General features: G+C 39.8%; 18 protein-coding genes. 9 read left to right on the top strand and 9 right to left on the bottom strand.

Translation table 11 applies throughout. The features are described 5' to 3' along the window. The coding region (locus FCR06_RS27610; protein WP_223280325.1) for a helix-turn-helix domain-containing protein at positions 1-222 on the bottom strand (222 nt) is incomplete at its 3' end. Positions 223-466: 244 nt separating this feature from the next. Then, on the bottom strand, positions 467-1,633 hold the full coding sequence (locus tag FCR06_RS27605; protein WP_138505477.1) for a cysteine desulfurase family protein: 1,167 nt from the start codon (positions 1,631-1,633) through the stop codon (positions 467-469). A gap of 296 nt (positions 1,634-1,929) precedes the next feature. Between FCR06_RS27605 and FCR06_RS27600 the strand changes: the two genes are divergently transcribed. Both FCR06_RS27600 and FCR06_RS27595 read left to right on the top strand, forming a co-directional pair. Next, the gene (locus FCR06_RS27600; RefSeq protein ID WP_138505475.1) at positions 1,930-3,354 is read left to right on the top strand and encodes a phospholipase D-like domain-containing protein; all 1,425 of its coding nucleotides are present in this window, start codon (positions 1,930-1,932) and stop codon (positions 3,352-3,354) included. 150 nt (positions 3,355-3,504) lie between these two features. After that, entirely contained in the window at positions 3,505-3,627 is a 123-nt protein-coding gene (locus FCR06_RS27595; RefSeq protein ID WP_223280324.1) for a histidine kinase dimerization/phospho-acceptor domain-containing protein, read from the top strand. A 249-nt stretch (positions 3,628-3,876) separates the two neighbouring features. Here FCR06_RS27595 and FCR06_RS27590 read toward each other — a convergent pair whose 3' ends face one another. Both FCR06_RS27590 and FCR06_RS27585 read right to left on the bottom strand, forming a co-directional pair. After that, positions 3,877-4,599, bottom strand: coding sequence for a pentapeptide repeat-containing protein (locus tag FCR06_RS27590; RefSeq protein ID WP_138505473.1), 723 nt, complete (start codon positions 4,597-4,599; stop codon positions 3,877-3,879). Positions 4,600-4,740: 141 nt separating this feature from the next. Then, positions 4,741-5,235: a hypothetical protein gene (locus tag FCR06_RS27585; RefSeq protein WP_138505471.1), complete on the bottom strand. Its 495-nt coding sequence runs from the start codon at positions 5,233-5,235 to the stop codon at positions 4,741-4,743. Between the two features lie 1,098 nt (positions 5,236-6,333). Here FCR06_RS27585 and aroF point away from each other — a divergent pair. The 3 genes from aroF to FCR06_RS27565 all read left to right on the top strand — a co-directional run bounded on the left by aroF (position 6,334) and on the right by FCR06_RS27565 (position 8,863). After that, a complete protein-coding gene (gene aroF, locus FCR06_RS27575; protein ID WP_138505467.1) occupies positions 6,334-7,206 on the top strand; it encodes a 3-deoxy-7-phosphoheptulonate synthase in 873 nt (290 codons plus the stop codon). A 227-nt stretch (positions 7,207-7,433) separates the two neighbouring features. Further along, a complete protein-coding gene (locus FCR06_RS27570) occupies positions 7,434-8,006 on the top strand; it encodes a hypothetical protein (protein WP_223280323.1) in 573 nt (190 codons plus the stop codon). Between the two features lie 281 nt (positions 8,007-8,287). Next, positions 8,288-8,863, top strand: coding sequence for a hypothetical protein (locus tag FCR06_RS27565; protein WP_138505465.1), 576 nt, complete (start codon positions 8,288-8,290; stop codon positions 8,861-8,863). 121 nt (positions 8,864-8,984) lie between these two features. On the opposite strand, the gene FCR06_RS27560 is transcribed toward FCR06_RS27565, so the two are convergent. Both FCR06_RS27560 and FCR06_RS27555 read right to left on the bottom strand, forming a co-directional pair. After that, positions 8,985-9,917, bottom strand: a complete 933-nt coding sequence (locus FCR06_RS27560) for a phosphoribulokinase (RefSeq protein WP_138505463.1) — start codon at positions 9,915-9,917, stop codon at positions 8,985-8,987. A gap of 205 nt (positions 9,918-10,122) precedes the next feature. Further along, positions 10,123-10,557, bottom strand: a complete 435-nt coding sequence (locus FCR06_RS27555; protein WP_138505461.1) for a CoA-binding protein — start codon at positions 10,555-10,557, stop codon at positions 10,123-10,125. Positions 10,558-10,658: 101 nt separating this feature from the next. Here FCR06_RS27555 and FCR06_RS27550 point away from each other — a divergent pair, with 101 nt between their 5' ends. Next, on the top strand, positions 10,659-11,321 hold the full coding sequence (locus FCR06_RS27550; protein ID WP_138505459.1) for a class I SAM-dependent methyltransferase: 663 nt from the start codon (positions 10,659-10,661) through the stop codon (positions 11,319-11,321). Between the two features lie 782 nt (positions 11,322-12,103). Beyond that, positions 12,104-12,442: a hypothetical protein gene (locus FCR06_RS27545; protein WP_138505457.1), complete on the top strand. Its 339-nt coding sequence runs from the start codon at positions 12,104-12,106 to the stop codon at positions 12,440-12,442. 148 nt (positions 12,443-12,590) lie between these two features. On the opposite strand, the gene FCR06_RS27540 is transcribed toward FCR06_RS27545, so the two are convergent. Continuing rightward, positions 12,591-13,712 (bottom strand): amidohydrolase family protein, encoded by a 1,122-nt coding sequence (locus FCR06_RS27540; protein ID WP_138505455.1) that lies wholly within the window; start codon positions 13,710-13,712, stop codon positions 12,591-12,593. 241 nt (positions 13,713-13,953) lie between these two features. Between FCR06_RS27540 and FCR06_RS33085 the strand changes: the two genes are divergently transcribed. After that, positions 13,954-14,109: a hypothetical protein gene (locus tag FCR06_RS33085; RefSeq protein WP_189523602.1), complete on the top strand. Its 156-nt coding sequence runs from the start codon at positions 13,954-13,956 to the stop codon at positions 14,107-14,109. Positions 14,110-14,187: 78 nt separating this feature from the next. Here the strand turns inward: FCR06_RS33085 and FCR06_RS27535 are convergent, their stop codons facing one another. Both FCR06_RS27535 and FCR06_RS27530 read right to left on the bottom strand, forming a co-directional pair. After that, the gene (locus FCR06_RS27535; protein ID WP_138505453.1) at positions 14,188-15,534 is read right to left on the bottom strand and encodes a glutamine synthetase family protein; all 1,347 of its coding nucleotides are present in this window, start codon (positions 15,532-15,534) and stop codon (positions 14,188-14,190) included. 287 nt (positions 15,535-15,821) lie between these two features. Continuing rightward, positions 15,822-16,277 carry a DUF4385 domain-containing protein gene (locus FCR06_RS27530; RefSeq protein ID WP_138505451.1) on the bottom strand — a complete coding sequence of 152 codons (456 nt, stop codon included), beginning with the start codon at positions 16,275-16,277 and terminating at the stop codon, positions 15,822-15,824. Positions 16,278-16,428: 151 nt separating this feature from the next. Here FCR06_RS27530 and FCR06_RS27525 point away from each other — a divergent pair, with 151 nt between their 5' ends. Beyond that, entirely contained in the window at positions 16,429-16,896 is a 468-nt protein-coding gene (locus FCR06_RS27525) for a VOC family protein (protein WP_138505449.1), read from the top strand. The last annotated feature ends 21 nt before the right edge of the window (positions 16,897-16,917 follow it).

The raw sequence follows: 16,917 nt of genomic DNA, 5'->3' as shown, positions 1-16,917 counted from the left end.
CTGCTCAACTACTGGTAAATTGCTAGTCCTGATTTTAGCGATCGCGCCACCTCCATGAGGCAAAGGTGTCACTTGTCCTGTATCTCGATAGCGACGAATTAACCTTTTAATGAAGGATAAGCTCACTTTAAAGCGTTTAGCCAGTTGGCGTTGTGACCCTTGTTGGGCTTCATAAGCATCTATCACACGTTGGCGTAAATCAGTTGAGTAAGGAGCAGGCATAACTATGAGTATTTTTGCTGCCTCTCCAGTTTACTAAATTTGTGGTCTATTCAATTGAAAAACGCTGTAATTTTCATTACGAACGTTGTCAGCAGGAAAAGTAAGGGAAGCGATCAGGGAGATTTCCTTCTACATTTTCTTAGAAATGATAAATCTTCCAAAACTGGATGCTCCCCATTTGATTTTGCTACCCTTCACATGTACGGTATTTATTTAAAACTCAAATAGGATTTCTATAGATTGTTTAATATATAGCCAATAAATTTGGCGTCACCCTTTCTAAGACTTGCTTCAATACCATTACTGTCCAATCTATATCGGCTTCGGTGGTATCACGCCCCAGTGTAATGCGAATTCCGCCCAAGGCAGCTTTTTCGGAATAGCCCATTGCTAACAATATCGGGCTGGGGCTAAGTTTTCCACTATGACAAGCAGCACCAGCACTAATACCGATGCCTGCAAGATTGAGGTGTCGTACTAAGGTTTTACCGCTAAGTTTTTCGCCATCAGCATTTTTTAAACACATACTCACATGGTGAGGTAAGCGATGGTACGGATGTCCTGTGGGAATTAAACCAGGAATTTCAGCTAGTTGGGCAAAGGCGCGATCGCGTAATTGAATCAAGCGTGGTGTTTCTATAGGCAATTCTTGCGCTGCTAACTCAGCGGCTACACCAAACCCAGCAATTATCGGTACTGCTTGTGTACCAGAACGCAATCCCATTTCTTGTCCACCACCCGCGAGTAAATGCATCAATTCCACGCCAGGACGTACATACAGCGCCCCTACTCCTTGGGGTCCATATATTTTATGGCTGGATAGACTAAGTAAGTCTACAGAGAGTTCTTGTACATCTATGGGTAAACGTCCCGCAGCTTGCACCGCATCTGTATGGAATAAAGCACCATGCGATCGCGCAATCTTTCCTAGTTCTGCAATTGGTTGTACTGTCCCGACTTCACTTTGACCATAAATCACGGAAACCAAAACTGTATTATCTTGCAATGCCGCTTTTAAATCTAGAGGGTTGACTCTACCTTTGACATCTACAGCTAGGCGGGTAACTTCCCAACCCCATATTTCTAGCAATCGTACTGTTTCGGAAATTGCGGAATGCTCGATGCTGGAGATAATTAAATGTTGAGGAACAGTATATAATCTAGCCACACCCATAATTGCCAGATTATTTGCCTCAGTACCGCCAGAGGTAAAAACAATCGATTCAGCAGTGGCGGCGTTAATTAATTCAGCAACTTGGACTCTGGCTTGTTCCACAACCATTGCAGCCCGTTGTCCCCATTCGTGTAAGCTGGAAGGATTGCCCCACTGTTGAGTGAGGACTGTTTGCATAACCGCGATCGCTTCTTTTCGAGTGGGAGTAGTGGCGCTGTAATCTAGATAAATTTGCATATAACTGGTAATGATGAGAACACAAGCTGGGAGTAGACTGCTGATGTTTTTAGCATATACAGTTTAAGTGGACACCGACTAAATCTCAGTAATTCTGTATTCTAAGCGGGTTTTTGTTTTGGGTGGGAAAGCTATAGCTGATTTCAAGTTGATGAAGTACACAATCTAAGTCTGCTAGCCAAGTATAAAACCTGTTTGACTTCTGACTCCTGCTGTATTTTTCTACTTCATCTCAAAACCAAAAATTTTGGGAATGATAAATATGTCTACTCTTAATCCACTTTTAACAGATTACAGTGCAACTTTTATCTAGACAAAGGTATTTTTTATATATCTTTTTACTTATCTTTCCCCTTACTGCCTGTCAACGAGTCCAATCATCTAATCAGCGTCTAGCAGCTTTACCACAAGATCCTTTAGTTCAAGTATATTTTAATCATTCTCAGTCTGGGGAATACAAAGAACCATACCGTCAGCAAACTCGTTTGGGAGATGACTTAGAAAAACAAATTGTTGATACTATTACCCAAGCTAAATCTACAGTAGATGTGGCTGTACAAGAATTACGTTTACCTAAAGTCGCCCAAGCATTGGTTGATAGACAAAAAGCTGGAGTAAAAGTCAGGTTAATTTTAGAAAATACTTATAGCCGACCTTGGAGTAGTTTTACACCTAATGAAATAAGTAAGTTAGCTCAAAGAGAACGCCAACGCTATCAAGAATTTCGCCAATTTCTTGATGTTAACCAAGATAATCAAGTAACTTCCGCAGAAATAAATCAAAGAGATGCTTTAATAATTTTGCAAAATGCCAAAATTCAGAGGTTAGATGATCGAGCTGATGGTTCATCTGGTAGTAGTTTGATGCATCATAAGTTTGTAATTGTAGATAATCGCATTGTAATTATTACTTCGGCGAATTTTACTTTAAGTGATACTTCTGGTGATTATACAAATTCTAGCAGTTTAGGAAATGCTAATAATTTATTGCAAATTGACAGCCCAGAATTAGCATCTTTATTTACAGAAGAGTTTAACATTATGTGGGGCGACGGCCCAGGAGGTAAGCCAGATAGTCGATTTGGTCTACAAAAACCGCTGCGTTTACCTAAAAAAATTAGATTAAATCAAACCACAATTACTGTGCAGTTTTCGCCTACTTCTCCAACTCAACCTTGGAATAATAGTAGTAATGGTTTAATTGGCAAAACTTTAGATTCAGCAACAGAATCTATTGATTTGGCTTTATTCGTATTTTCTGAACAGCGTCTTGCTAATATTTTAGAAAATCGACATCAACAACATGTCCAAATTCGTGCTTTAATTGAGCCACAATTTGCTTATCGTTCTTATAGTGAGGCCTTAGATATGATGGGAGTTGCTCTCAGTAATAAATGTAAATATGAAGCTGATAATCATCCTTGGCAAAACCCAATTACGACTGTAGGCGTACCTGTATTAGCGAAAGGTGATTTATTACACCATAAATTTGCTGTTATTGATAACAAAACAGTAATTACAGGTTCTCATAATTGGTCTGATGCTGCCAATAATGGGAACGACGAGACACTTTTAGTAATTGAAAGTCCAATGGTTGCTGCTCATTATGTGCGAGAATTTGCTCGTCTATATGCCAAAGTTAAACCTGGCTTACCAGTAAACCTTCAACAAAAAATTAAACTCCAACAAACACAATGTTCCCACATAAAAACTTCTTCGTAAACTGAATTATTTGTAAAAAAACTAAGGTTGATATCCAGAACTTATTTAATAAGTAGAGCATCTTGTTAATGAAGTTTAGTTTGTATTAAAAGTTTGAGAACCAAAAATTTTCCGAAATTTCTCAGATGAACTTAATTTAATTATGATTGCTTGGATATACATTCTAAGTTTACCAACAACTTATCTCACGAATTACGTACACCTTTGAGCATGGTTTATCCATATCTGCAAAGATGCTGGCAACGTAGTCAGAACTTGACAGATACTCAATAACAAGCTCTGAAAATGGCTGTCTTGCAAGCAGAGTGTATGACTTGACTTTTGCAAACCTTATTAAATTTGGCATGGGCAAATAATAGTATATATTAGACCATCGCCTCAAGCTTATGGGCGCTGTATGATCGCAGCGCCACGTAACCGTACTTGAGATGTTCGCTTATATCCCCCGCATGGATGACGGAGGCTTTACGCGTCACAATTCGTAAAAAATTTAACTAACCCCGCGTTTTTGCATCCCCCCTATCACTGATGAATGGCACCATCAGGCATGATTGCCCCAGCTAGGTTAGCACCAATTAGTTTAACTAGAAGGCGCTCGCCAGAGCGAATCCGCGCTCCAGTTAAGTCAGCTCCTCGCAAATCGGCTCCACTAAGATCCGCACCAATTAAATTAGCAGCACGCAAATTTGCTTCCCTAAGATCCGCTAAAAGTAGGTTTGCACGAAACAAATTTGCTTCAGATAAATTCGCCCCTCTGAGGTTGACTTTGTGCATAAAAGTATCGCTGAGATTAGCACCGCTCAAGTTGGCATAACTAAGATTTCTGCCAGATAAATCTTTATTACTCAAATTTGCCCGACTATAGTCTTTACCACTCAAGTCTGGGTTCTGCTTTGATGGTGGATGACTTGATGGTGGATGACTTGATTGTGGATGACTTGATTGTGGATAACTTGATTGTGGATAACTTGATGGTGGATGACTTGTTTGAGATGGTGTTTGGTGGTGAGATGGGGGTGAGTGATGTGTGCTTTGATGTTTAGTTTTTAGAGAGCGCAATTTTTCCCGAGCTTCATTTATCGCTTTGAGCTTGTCCTGTGCTTTTTGCTGTAAACGGAGATTTTCCTTAGGAATGCGATCAGGATGCCAAACGAACACTAAATCCTTATAAGCCTGGTTCACTTCCTCAAGTGTTGCTCCAGGCTCTAATTCCAAAATTCTATAGTACCGCTCCAGATCGCTCATACGTCATTTCGGTGGACAATCAACTTAATTATGAGTGATACAGCGGTCTCTCGGCTGCATCTTTTATTATTTGCGACTGGAGATTAGGGATTAGGGGCTGGGATTGGTTATTTCTCCCCATCTCCTCACCTCCCTATCTCCTCATCTCCCCATCTCCCGATTTCTCCATCGAGCGATCGCTCTTAAATACGCTCCAAGTGGAATTTGATAAACTTCAATAAAAATCCAAACAATAATTGATAAATGTGACAAAAAAGTTAATATTGTCCAAATATATGGCATCCAGGTAATCGGTTCGTTGATATTAGGTGGAAAATAATAAGCTACTACGCCAATCAGAGTAGTAGGAAGGACTACAAAAGCAGCAGCAGCTAGTCCATAACCCCAACCTAATTCCACACCTTCTAACTGGGCTTCTGTCCAACTAAACCCATTCCACCGCCAAACTAAGGGTGGTTGCCTAGAAGGCATCTTAATTTGCTGTAGTTCTAAGTTAACTGTAAAAATCTCTTGGCAAAAGTCACAAGCCATAGCTTCCATCAATGCCATATGAGAAATCTTACCTATCCGACAGACTGGGCAGGGGTAAACTCCATGATAGTCAAAAGATTTGGCTAAGATTTTGGGAGTGGGCATAATCAAACTAGTGATTCTAAAAAGTTAATCTGGTGGATAACGGCTTGGGTAACAATGATGTATAGCATTTCTCAATTGTCTAGAATCAGCTTTCGCAAGGTAAAAACAGAAGTCAGGAAAATTAGATGTATTGATTTTGGAATCCTGCATTTTTAATTTTTGCAGGACTAAGCTGCCACCGTAAGTTTTCTCTGATTCCTTGAAATTATCTGTATTTATTGATCTGAAGTTTTAAATTTTTCACCATTGATTTTTGATTGTTTACACTATTTATTGACTTCCCACATCACAATATTTATAAAGTTATATAACTATAATAATGTTTAGCCACAAGCCGCTTTCTTCTACACAAATTAAGTAACGAAAACTGCATTAGACAAATTCTGACAAATTGAGGCTAATCAAGCTTAAAATCCAAGCATTTTGAATTTGCACAGAAGTCTGAAACTTGTTTCATGTAGGAGAAAACGCCTTCGAGGTTAGACGCGCAAAGAGCGACTTGCAGTAGCGATCAGAACACAGCACGATCAGTGAATGCGGACTACTCTATAGAAAGCAAGCTGCACCTAATTTCATAGAGAAACCTTATAGTCTTGATTCCCACAGTTGTACTGAGTCTATCGCTTTTTTAGCTGTTATGGGGGTCTTGACACCACTAGCTCTTTTTGTTAATGTTACTATACATACGTCTATATAGTTTAAGTTAAATTTACTAGCCAAAGTGGCACGCAAATGTTTAATACAAATTCCTACTTTTATTTTTGGTTTAGGGTGGTTCACCGGGGGTGAATAGAGTTTCCAGATGGAAACCGCCCGGTGAACCGCAGAGCGAACTCTGCGGTTTTTGTTTTTTAAGGAGAATTTCATTGTGACGATTGATTTTGGTAGTTGGTTTTACGGCTTCTATTTTTGGCCCAGAAATGGTTCCGGGTAGATAGCGTCATGCCAATGAGCCAGAACGCGCCCGGAACCCCTCGAAGGTTCTGGGTTTTTTTCTGAGTGGGGGAGATGGTGAGAAATAACCAATCGCCAACCCCCATTACCCCTTATCCCCAGTTCCCAATCCCCAATACTTAATTTTTCAGGACAATATAAACCATGATTAACGCTAAACTGGCCGCACAATTCCATCCCAAACACCAGACAATCGTTAAACTTTCAGAAAAAGTCGCTTTTGGCGGTGAAGAATTAGTAATTATCGGCGGCCCATGTACCGTTGAAAGCTTGGAACAAATGGAGATAGTCGCCCAAAAGCTATCTCTTGCATCAGTACAAGCCTTGCGTGGCGGTGTCTACAAACCCCGCACATCTCCTTATGCTTTCCAAGGTATGGGCGAGTCAGGATTAGAAATTTTAGCGAAGGTGCGATCGCACTACAATATGCCAGTCGTCACCGAAGTGATGTCAATTTCCCAAATTGAAGCAGTAGCTACCCATGCTGATATGCTTCAAGTTGGTAGCCGCAATATGCAAAACTTCGATTTGCTCAAAGCTTTAGGGCAAGCTGGTAAACCGATACTGCTCAAGCGCGGTTTAGCAGCGACAATTGAAGAATTCGTGATGGCAGCTGAATATATTCTCAGCCACGGTAATCCTGATGTGGTGTTGTGCGAAAGGGGTATCCGCAGTTTTGATGATTACACTCGCAACGTCCTAGATTTAGGCGCAGTAGTAGCACTCAAACAAATAACTCACTTGCCTGTGATTGTAGATCCTTCCCATGCCGTAGGTAAACGGGAACTCGTGGCACCTTTGGCCAAAGCTGCGATCGCTTGTGGAGCAGATGGGTTAATAATTGAGTGTCACCCAGAACCAGAAAAATCCGTTTCCGATGCCCGTCAAGCACTTTCTTTAGAAGATATGGTGGATTTAGTTGATAGTTTAAAGCTGATAGCAACAGCCGTTGGGCGTAGCATATCACAAACAAAAGGGGTTGGTTTAGAGACCGCCCCTTTTATTTTTGCTGCTTGAATCATTGGCAGAATTTAATTTTATTTTTTTGGCGATCGCTCATACGGAAAGCCTCAGCTATCGCCTTTTTCCATTCTCTCACTCCATAGAAATTAAAGCATAACTTGCAATTCCAACACACAATCAATTCTGCAAGAGGTCTATTTGAGAAATCTTTAATTTTGGGRAATTTTTACGGTTACTCTCATTTGTAACTTTCAAAGGGAATACTACGAATATTGTGATTTATGGCGATCGCTATGTTCGATGGTTTATTCAACAATCTCAAAGGTTTTATTGACTCTAAAATTCAAGAAGTTGGTAACGATCTGCAAAAGCGCTTCGGCATTCCCGAACCCGCAGAGCCGTTTGTGGTGATTCGTCGATTTACACCTGCCGATTCCATAGTCACAAAGGGAGGCATTGCAATTGTCAAAGAATGTTGGCAAATTGAAGCTTATGATGATAATACTCAGCCCTTCATAACTAGTGCAGATCCTTTGCGAAATGTCATCTTATTTGAAGTTGCAGAACCCGATGTCCAAGAGTGTGTTCTTGCTTGTCAATTTAACGCCAAAGTACTGAACACAGAAAAACCAATTAAAGTTAGTTTAGGTTGGCGCAGATTGGGACAGTGGGGCACATGGAGGGACTTCTGGCCAACAGAAGTTTTACTAACAGAAGATTTTCAGCCTTACGAAGCGCGTGCCTATTTTAAAAAAGAAGCGAATGCTGCCACAATTCAAATCAGTGTGCAATTTGAGAGTAGTGGCATTCTTCAGATTAAAGATATTGAATTGTTGCAAGCGCCTGTAAAGTAATAATCATAAGTAATACCTGAAATTTGAGTAATTAGTAAAGTGCTTAGTTTACCGCTGTAGGCTACGCTTTATAGTGCTAGAGATAAAAATTGGGTGTTGCTTAATTTAGGTATGAATTTATTTGACGCAGAGACGCAGCGGAAAGTCTGAGCGGAGGTTTCCTCTGTAGACGCTTTGCGGTGAGGGGGTCGCGGTCTTGGCTATAGCTATAACTTTTAAGTATGACAAAAGGCTCACTTTTAAAGGGAAGACTAAAAATAAGATGATTTAGGGCGATTGCTATGTTTGACGAGCTATTCAACAAGCTGACAAGTTTTATTGTCTCTAAAGCTGGGGAAGCTTTAAAGGAGCTAGAAAAACCCCTCGCTATTCCCGAACATGTAGAGCCATTTGTGCTGATTCGTCGATTCACACCTGCCGATTCCATCGTCACAAAGGGATGCATTGCAATTGTCAAAGAAAGTTGGCAAATAGAAGCTTATGACAATAATACTCAGCGCTTTCTAACTAATAGTACCGATCCTTTGCGAAAAGTCATCTTATTTGAAGTTGCAGAACCCGATGTCCAAGAGTGTGTTCTTGCTTGTCAATTTAATGCCAAAGCGCTAAATACAGAAAAATCTATCGCAGTGAGTTTGGGTGTAGGTAGACCAGGAGAATGGGGCGGAATGAGAACAACTTCATGGGCTAGAGGAGTTTCACCAGGCGAAAATTTTCAGCATTACAAAGTGCGTGCCTATTTTAAAAAAGAAGCGAATGCTGCCACAATTCAAATCGGCGTGCAATTTGAGAGTAGTGGTATTCTTGAGATTAGAGACATTGAATTGCTGCAAGCCCCCGTCAAGTCTGAATCATAAGTAATATCTCAAAGCTTGAGTAAGCAAAGTCCGTAGTTTACCTCCGTAGCCATCGCATAATTCAGCAGCCCTACACTACACGCGATCGCAAACCCTTTGAAGTCTTTAATTTCCCTAATTACTAATGAATTTGCGTTGCTTTGAGCATGTGGTAGGTAATTATTAACTGAGTCAGAGCTAGGGGATAACTTTGCAGTGTTTCTCCAGTTGTACCAGCAATTTTGCCAAGTTCTGGGTTGCTTTCGCGATCGCAAATATTTCTTAAATGAGGCATATCCGAACATATAATATGCTCTAGCTTATTCACCTGTTCTAAGGTGGCATGACCGTCAACTTCTAAGACATCTACAGGCTTACTCATATCCCTGTCTAGTCCCAGGCGGATAGCTGACTCGGAATTCCAGCCAGAGGTAGTAATTGTGGTGAAATCTGGATGGGGAATCGTCGGACGCAGTACTAGGCGGACATTTAGGTGTCCGTTGGTTTCATCTTGTTCGTCGGTGGGTGGGTAGAAACTAATTACAATATCAGACCATTGTCGCTGGGGACGGATGAATTCTGCTGAATCTGGTTCGCGTTTTTCTAGTTCCGCTAGCACCTGTTCGGCAGTATAGCCCCGTTTTTGGGTGTCTCGTTTGACTTTCCAATTAGCGCGTAGATCTTCAGGAGGTGCAAGGTAAACTTTCACATCATAAGAATCGCGGGCACCACGAGTAGAATAACCGAGTAATCCTTCAACAATCACAAATTTATTCGGTTTAATATACTGCGGTGGCTCGAATGTGCCTGTTTTGTGGCTGTAAACTGGCTTGAGAATCGGCTGTCCTGTGCGTAGTAGCGACAGGTGTTGCTGCATAATGTCTAAGTAGTTGCAGTCTGGGTGGAGGGCAGTGATGCCAATTTCTGTACGTTGTTGGCGATCATAACGGTGATAATCATCTGTACAAATAAGCGTGACATTTTCTGGGCCGAGTACTTGAGCGATTCCTCGTGTTAATGTTGTTTTCCCAGCAGCGCTGTCGCCTACAATACCAAGAATTATTGGACGGCTCATCCTTCCTCCGACAATAAAAGCTAATCTAGTAATAAAGTTTCCCCACAATAGTTTTAATTCTAGAGGGGTTTAGGCGAGTAGCTCAAACAATAACTTGGTATGCAATATCTCTACATATAAAATGTCTGTACGCTGGTTGCTTGGATAATAATTACAATCTGCATTGCTTTTGGCATGATTTATACGCATGATGAGGGATGCAAAATTAGACATCGCTTGTTAGATCTATTTTTAGTCGCAGATACTCAATTTTAATGCAAGCATCCATAACCACGTTGAGTCCTGCATCTAGAGCTTTTTGGGTTGATGGTTGATGGTTAATGCCTAATTGTGCCCACACAGTTTTAACGTTGACAGCAATTGCTTCATCTATAATTTCAGGCAAGTACTCACAACGGCGAAACACGTTAACAATATCCACGGGTTCTGGTACATCTTGGAGTGCAGCATAACTGGGCTTACCGTCAATTTCTTTAACTAAAGGGTTGACGGCATAAACTGTATAGCCTACCTGCCGTAAGAATTGGGCGATTTGATAGCTGATACGATCGCGTTTATCAGAATGTCCGACAACAGCAATAATTTTCGCTTGGGTCAACACCTCACGTAGGGCGTTATCATCTTCTTTAAGGTTTGGCACAATCTAAGAATATCCTCAACGATCGCTTTGCTCATATCCCAACTTGCATTTCAAATATTACACACTGATTAATGCAGTTCAAAGACTTATGCCTTAATCTCATGACAACTCAAACACTAGGACTCGAACAAAATTTATCTGATTATTTACTGTCTATTTCTCTGCGGGAACCAGAAATTTTAACTCAACTGAGGCAAGAAACAGCCCTGCATCCAGTAGGTAGAATGCAGATTGCTCCCGAACAAGGGCAGTTTCTCGCATTACTGGTGCAGTTGCTAACAGCGAAGAAAACTTTGGAAATTGGGGTATTTACAGGCTATAGTTCCCTAGTGGTGGCATTGGCGTTACCGAGTGACGGGAAGGTGGTAGCCTGTGATATTAGTGAGGAATTTACAGCGATCGCTCGACGCTATTGGCAGCAAGCAGGAGTAGCAAATAAAATTCAACTGCACATTGCCCCCGCTTTGCAGACTTTAGATCACTTGCTGGCAACAGGAGAAGCAGAAACTTTTGATTTTGCTTTTATCGATGCAGATAAAAGTAACTATGATGCCTATTATGAGCGATCGCTGCAATTAGTGCGATCAGGGGGGCTAATTGCGATCGATAATGTCCTGTGGTCGGGCAGAGTTGCTGACCCCCAAGTGCAAGATAATAGAACTAAAAGAATTCGAGCTTTTAATCAGAAGTTGCATCAAGACCAGCGAGTTAGTCTGAGTGTAATTGCGATCGCAGATGGCTTGACTCTGGCGTTAAAGAAATAATGTCTTCCGAATTAGAGCAATTGCAGTTTTAGAAATTGCTCCATTAATAATACTTTTGGCAGATTTTTTAACAGTTGATAATAACATATAAGAGATTTAACTTAAGCTCAAATCAATGCGTAGTCAGGTTTATCCTCAACTGTTTCATACCAGTATCAACTAAGTTAAACCATATCTAGGTTGCAGATATAAAATTTATATAGCGCTTGTGGAGTCTGCATCTTGCCCGCTCTAATTATCCAAGTTAAATGTGGATCTGCTTATGATTATTTTTAGTTATTGATTTAACAACTAAAAATATTTGCTCTTAATTTAGTAATTATCTAGCATATTAGTAGACAAGTTTAATTACTTAAAAAGCAGTTGAGCTTTTAATTTAAATTAGATAGTTTAAAAATCTAATTTAATTTCTTAAATATCAAAGTAATTAGTTTTGAATAATTATTTAGGTAAATATATGATAAATATCAGTAGAATTTTTACTGTTACTAAGAACAACAGTAATCCACCGCTCAACACATCTGTTAGTTTTGAAACTTTACCTAGTTATTCTAAAAATATAAATTCGCTTAAAACTTTTGATACTGCTTTTATTGCATATTACATGATGGGGTTTGGCAATTTTTAAGATTTTAATTGAGATAGTGCAATTTTAAAAGATTTGCAAATATATTCTCTATTTTGCTTAGTTTTTTCAGAAATACTTAGCAAAGACTGTTCATGATGATTTTTAGTTAAAACTGTTTCGGTATAGATAAAAAACTTGTTAAGGAGAATAAATAATGAAATTCAATAATTTAATAAATTCTGCACTGCTCATTGCTTCTATTACTTTTCTACCTGGAATTGCTAGTGCAAAAACTGTCAATAATAATAATGCTAGTTATCTCCGACCTTTCAATATTGTTTTTCTAGCTTATCAAGGTTATTTGAAAGGACAAGGTATTCCCAGTATGGGTAATTTGCTATATCAATATCAAATAGGAAAGGTAACTGCAAAAGATGTAGTTGAGGCTGGAATTAAGGCTAATAAGTTACCAGCAGAAGTTATAAATGATGAATATTACCTGAGCGCAGTCGAATTACAACTATCATCATTAGGGACTAACGATAACTTCTGAAGAGAATATCATTTTAAATTGTAAATGTGAGTGTACCTCGTCAATAAACAATTAATAATAATTACTTTTGGCTATATATTGCAATCATGTTTGTAATTATGAGAAGTAATCTTTTGCTAGTAGTTGATCTGTGATGAATATTTATTTATTAAATTACTTGCTGATACAAAGTCAGGGCATTTTCGCGTAGAATTGCAAGTGCGATCGCCTCTGCTTCACTTGCAGTAATATCTGAATCCTCAATTGCTTGTTCTAGCACTTCTGCCAACACCTGACGCCCCCATTTTGCTGCCAAATAATACAACTCTGGAATTGAGTGTGCATCAGAAGAATACATCAATTTACTGGTAGGAGTTAATTCTAATAATTGTTGTATTGTCTKCCGCATTCCAGATACACTTAAAAATGGTACTGCTAAACCAAAATCTAAATAGATTTGAGGATAAACAGAAGCGAGATATCCTGCTTCTTGCGTATAAGGATAAGAAGCGTGTAGCAGTACAATGGGTGCATTGGGATATTGGGGTGATTCTAAGAGCGATCGCAAATGCAAAGGATTCGCCAATCGCAAATCTAAATCCGGGTCACCATAACCAGTATGCAATTGTATTGGTAAGCGATATTTAGCCGCAATTAATAACGCTTGTTGCAAGAGAAAATCAATCAGCGGTTTGTTTGTAAGACGCAGGGGTTGATTTTGCAGTTGTTGTTTGAGGCGATAAAAGTTAGTAGCAGCCACTTCCACAGCAACAGGTTGAATATCTAAACCAGTACGGTAACAAACAATGCTTTTAAAAGCTACAACCCCATTTGGCGGTGGATCAAGTTGACTGTTGAATGTTTCCAGGAAAGTCTCAAAATCTTCTATCTGAGGAATCAGCTGTTCTGCTAATACTTCCAAACGCAAAATTCTTTGCACTGAAATAAATCTTTCATGCCATGATAGCGGCAAAATGTTTTCTACCTGCAATCCATCATCCAAGAAAATTGCTTGCAAATTGGCAGCCTGAAAATATAATTGTGTTAAATTTTCCAGCCCTAAGCTTTGGCGACGTGCCAAAATAGCTGCTTCCTGCGCTTCACATTCTAACAAAGTAGCAATATCTCGTACGCTGCGGCGATAAAAGAAAGTGTAACGAGCATGATAATTAATAATCTCTGAATCATACCCCTCGGTAAAGGCAGCAGCATAAGGATAACGGTCAGCTACTTCTGGTCGTAACAGATTGTGCGCGTGTTGGTCAATTAAAGGAATGTCAGCAAGATTCATTGGTATAGAAGGAGGCAGGGGGCAGGGGGCAGGAGGTAAAACTATTACTATTCCTAGCTTTCACGCTTGTCATTATGTCTTAAAGGGTGTAACTACGGACGGCTATAATACAGAGGTGTTTTGAGATGAAATACAAAGAATCTGACTCTAGCCTAGTGGACACCTCTGTGTTTTAAATTGGGATGAGGTTTTAGGGTAAGGAGAAAGCGGAAGTGAATTTTTGCAAGCTGATGCATTAACTGTGCAGGTCGATGCATTAACAGTGCAAGCCGATGCATTAACAATGCAAGCCGATGCATTAACAATGCAGGTCGATGCATTAACAATGCAAGCCGATGCTTTAACAATGCAGGTTGATGCATTAACAATGCAGGTTGATGCATTAACAATTTGTTGAAGATTTAGCTAAACAAACTCGTTTTGCTGTCTCACACAATTACAGCATTGCTTGTGAAATTAACTTTTCTTTCCTTTCTTAGTATTTTTCTAATAAAAGCTTGACTTCTGCTTCCAATTCCCAATCTTTCATTGCTTCCCACTCAGCTTGACGCACTGCTAAAAAAGCTAGCGATAACTGGGAATTTAAAGCATTTAACAAAATATTATCTTGTTTCAAGTGGTCTAAAGCTTCTCCTAAGCTTTGTGGTAAAAGGTCAATTCCATTAGCATTACGTTCTTCAATTGGTAGGTGTCCGGGGTCTTGTGCAACAGGATTTGCAGGTTTGAGACTTCGTTGCACACCGTCGAGTCCGGCTGCAATCACTGCACCTAAAGCGAGGTAAGGATTAGCTGATGCATCAACGGTTTTTAACTCAAAATGAGTAGAACCATTGAATGCAGGATTGCTTGGTACTCTGACAGCGGCTTCACGATTATCTAATCCCCAACAACGAAAGCTACCACTCCAACTGTGAGGACGAATGCGGCGGTAAGAATTAGTACTAGGAGTAGTTAACGCCATCAGTGCAGGCAGATGGTCTAGTATGCCGGCGATAAATGCTTCACCTATCTGGGAAACACCACAGATACCTTGGGGATCTGGTAAGAGATTTTGTCCGTTACGCCAAAGGCTAAGATGAATGTGGCAACCGCTACTAGCTGCATCAGCAAAAATCTTCGGTAAGAAAGAGGTTGTGAGGTTGTGTTGATGAGCGATCGCTCTGACGGTTTCTCTAAAAATAATCTGCCAGTCTGCTGCTCGTAAAGCATCAGTATATCGCATGGAGATTTCCTGTTGACCAGGGCCGGATTCTGGATAATATTGCTCTACAGGAATTCCTTGAGTAATCAATGCTTCAGCAATCTTATCGATTACTTCTCGATTTCTATCCATTCCTTGGGTAGAAGCAAAAACTGTAGAATCTGCGGGTATAACTCCCTGTGATTGCTGTAACAAATAAAATTCATTTTCAAATGCAGCGCGAATTTCCAAACCCTCACGTCTAGCCGCCTCAATCATCCGGCTTAAGAAATTACGCGGACACAACGCCCAAGGACTCCCATTAAGTACCATGTTTCCCATGACACGAGCGTGACCCTGAGCATAGGGTAAAGGAGTGAAGCTATACCAATCTGGTATTAAGCGGATTTCGCCTACAGGAGTTAAACCAGTTTCAGGAATTACAGCATCATACATTACAGGTACTCCCTGTTGCCCCGCAGAAATGCTTATACCATAGTCAAAGTAGTGGGATAACATTTCTACATGAACAGCTTTGCCGCGAATGATGTTAGCATTGTCACACCAGAGGATACGGACAAACTTGATTCCAGCTTCCCGAAGAGATTTTTTGACTTTCTTAAATGGTTTATTTGCTACCATTGTTGAAGAGAATACGAGGACTTGGTGAAATTATCCTGCTTTTGAGTTGATTTGACAATTTTCTTGCACTAATAAAGCTTTTGCATAAATAAATACAGCAAAATTAGTGAATTCAAAAGTCAGGATTCACCAATCACAATCGTCTATAGCAATCCTAAATAAACTGTATGTATATTATTCTCTTAGCTGTCATTAATCATTAATCATTAGTCCTTCGTAATTATAAATGACCAAGAACTAATCACAAAAAACGACTAAAATAATTTTTGCTTTCCGATTTAAGATTGCTAAACTTCATATTTCTGTTTGTGTATAGCCAAAAACTGGAGATATTTCTCATTTGTTTTTGCTTGTATCCATTTAATTTTAAAAATAGCTGCTGATTCAGCTTTTATCGGATCTACTTCATAGGGTAAAATCTCTTTTGGCGAATCCTTTTTATATTTTCTGCCACTTTTATGATTCGCATAACGACGAGAGCGAGTATAACCCATTTGAATAAACTTTCGTGCCATATCCGCTCCGACAAAATCATCTTGTTCGAGATAAGCAAGAAACATTTCGTAGATTTTTTCGCTCGACTCCTTAGCAATTTCGGGAGTTTTAAAGCGCCAGTGAGGAAGAATTTCTGATTTGTATGGTTCTACTAAAAGCACACCCTGCTCGCCCTTACCAACGCGATAGAGTTCGGGATGTTGGCGAAAATCGATATTTTGAAAGTCTAAAGAATAATCAAAAGGCATGATAGATTTTTATTAACATAGTAAAATTTCAGAAAAAGTTCGACTTCTATCTATGTAAGGAAATTTTGTTTAAGTTCTTACACATTGCATTTGCACAACTGATGTAGATAAATTCGTAATTAACACTCAGTTTCACTCTTTTAACTTACTTATGCTATCTAGCACCCAATCTGCGAACACCGTCCTTGCTCCAGGGAATTTGCGTAAAGTGCATCATATCGCGCTCAACGTCAAGGATATGCAAGCTTCCCGATATTTTTATGGGACTATTCTGGGTTTGCATGAACTCACAGGGGAGGAAGTACCTGCGACTCTGATAGAACTTGTTGCATCTGGGAAAGTAGCTAATTTCGTCACCCCAGATGGTACGATTTTAGATTTATTTGGCGAACCAGAATTATTACCACCAGATTCCAATCCAGAAAAGACTTTCACCAGAGCATACCATCTGGCTTTTGATATCGAACCGCAGTTATTCGATCGCGCGGTGACAGTAATCAGAGAAAATAAAATAGCGATCGCTCATGGCCCAGTCACTCGTCCTACTGGTAGAGGTGTGTACTTCTACGATCCAGATGGCTTTATGATTGAAATTCGTTGCGATCCAGAAGCTAGTTAATTTAAGGATAATAGCAAAAGT

Origin of the sequence: Nostoc sp. PA-18-2419, assembly GCF_005869855.1 — a bacterium.
Classification (GTDB): Bacteria; Cyanobacteriota; Cyanobacteriia; order Cyanobacteriales; family Nostocaceae; genus Nostoc.
Note: the sequence above shows the minus strand (reverse complement) of the source record. Positions and strands in the feature narration are given on the sequence as shown.

What these genes read in the sequence shown, in the direction of transcription:
- FCR06_RS27530 (WP_138505451.1), bottom strand. Translation starts at nt 16,277, where the DNA reads ATGCCTTTTGATTATTCTTTAGACTTTCAAAATATCGATTTTCGCCAA.
- FCR06_RS27605 (WP_138505477.1), bottom strand. Translation starts at nt 1,633, where the DNA reads ATGCAAATTTATCTAGATTACAGCGCCACTACTCCCACTCGAAAAGAA.
- aroF (WP_138505467.1), top strand. Translation starts at nt 6,334, where the DNA reads ATGATTAACGCTAAACTGGCCGCACAATTCCATCCCAAACACCAGACA.
- FCR06_RS27585 (WP_138505471.1), bottom strand. Translation starts at nt 5,235, where the DNA reads ATGCCCACTCCCAAAATCTTAGCCAAATCTTTTGACTATCATGGAGTT.
- FCR06_RS27570 (WP_223280323.1), top strand. Translation starts at nt 7,434, where the DNA reads ATGGCGATCGCTATGTTCGATGGTTTATTCAACAATCTCAAAGGTTTT.
- FCR06_RS27535 (WP_138505453.1), bottom strand. Translation starts at nt 15,534, where the DNA reads ATGGTAGCAAATAAACCATTTAAGAAAGTCAAAAAATCTCTTCGGGAA.
- FCR06_RS27550 (WP_138505459.1), top strand. Translation starts at nt 10,659, where the DNA reads ATGACAACTCAAACACTAGGACTCGAACAAAATTTATCTGATTATTTA.
- FCR06_RS27545 (WP_138505457.1), top strand. Translation starts at nt 12,104, where the DNA reads ATGAAATTCAATAATTTAATAAATTCTGCACTGCTCATTGCTTCTATT.
- FCR06_RS27560 (WP_138505463.1), bottom strand. Translation starts at nt 9,917, where the DNA reads ATGAGCCGTCCAATAATTCTTGGTATTGTAGGCGACAGCGCTGCTGGG.
- FCR06_RS27590 (WP_138505473.1), bottom strand. Translation starts at nt 4,599, where the DNA reads ATGAGCGATCTGGAGCGGTACTATAGAATTTTGGAATTAGAGCCTGGA.
- FCR06_RS27565 (WP_138505465.1), top strand. Translation starts at nt 8,288, where the DNA reads ATGTTTGACGAGCTATTCAACAAGCTGACAAGTTTTATTGTCTCTAAA.
- FCR06_RS27525 (WP_138505449.1), top strand. Translation starts at nt 16,429, where the DNA reads ATGCTATCTAGCACCCAATCTGCGAACACCGTCCTTGCTCCAGGGAAT.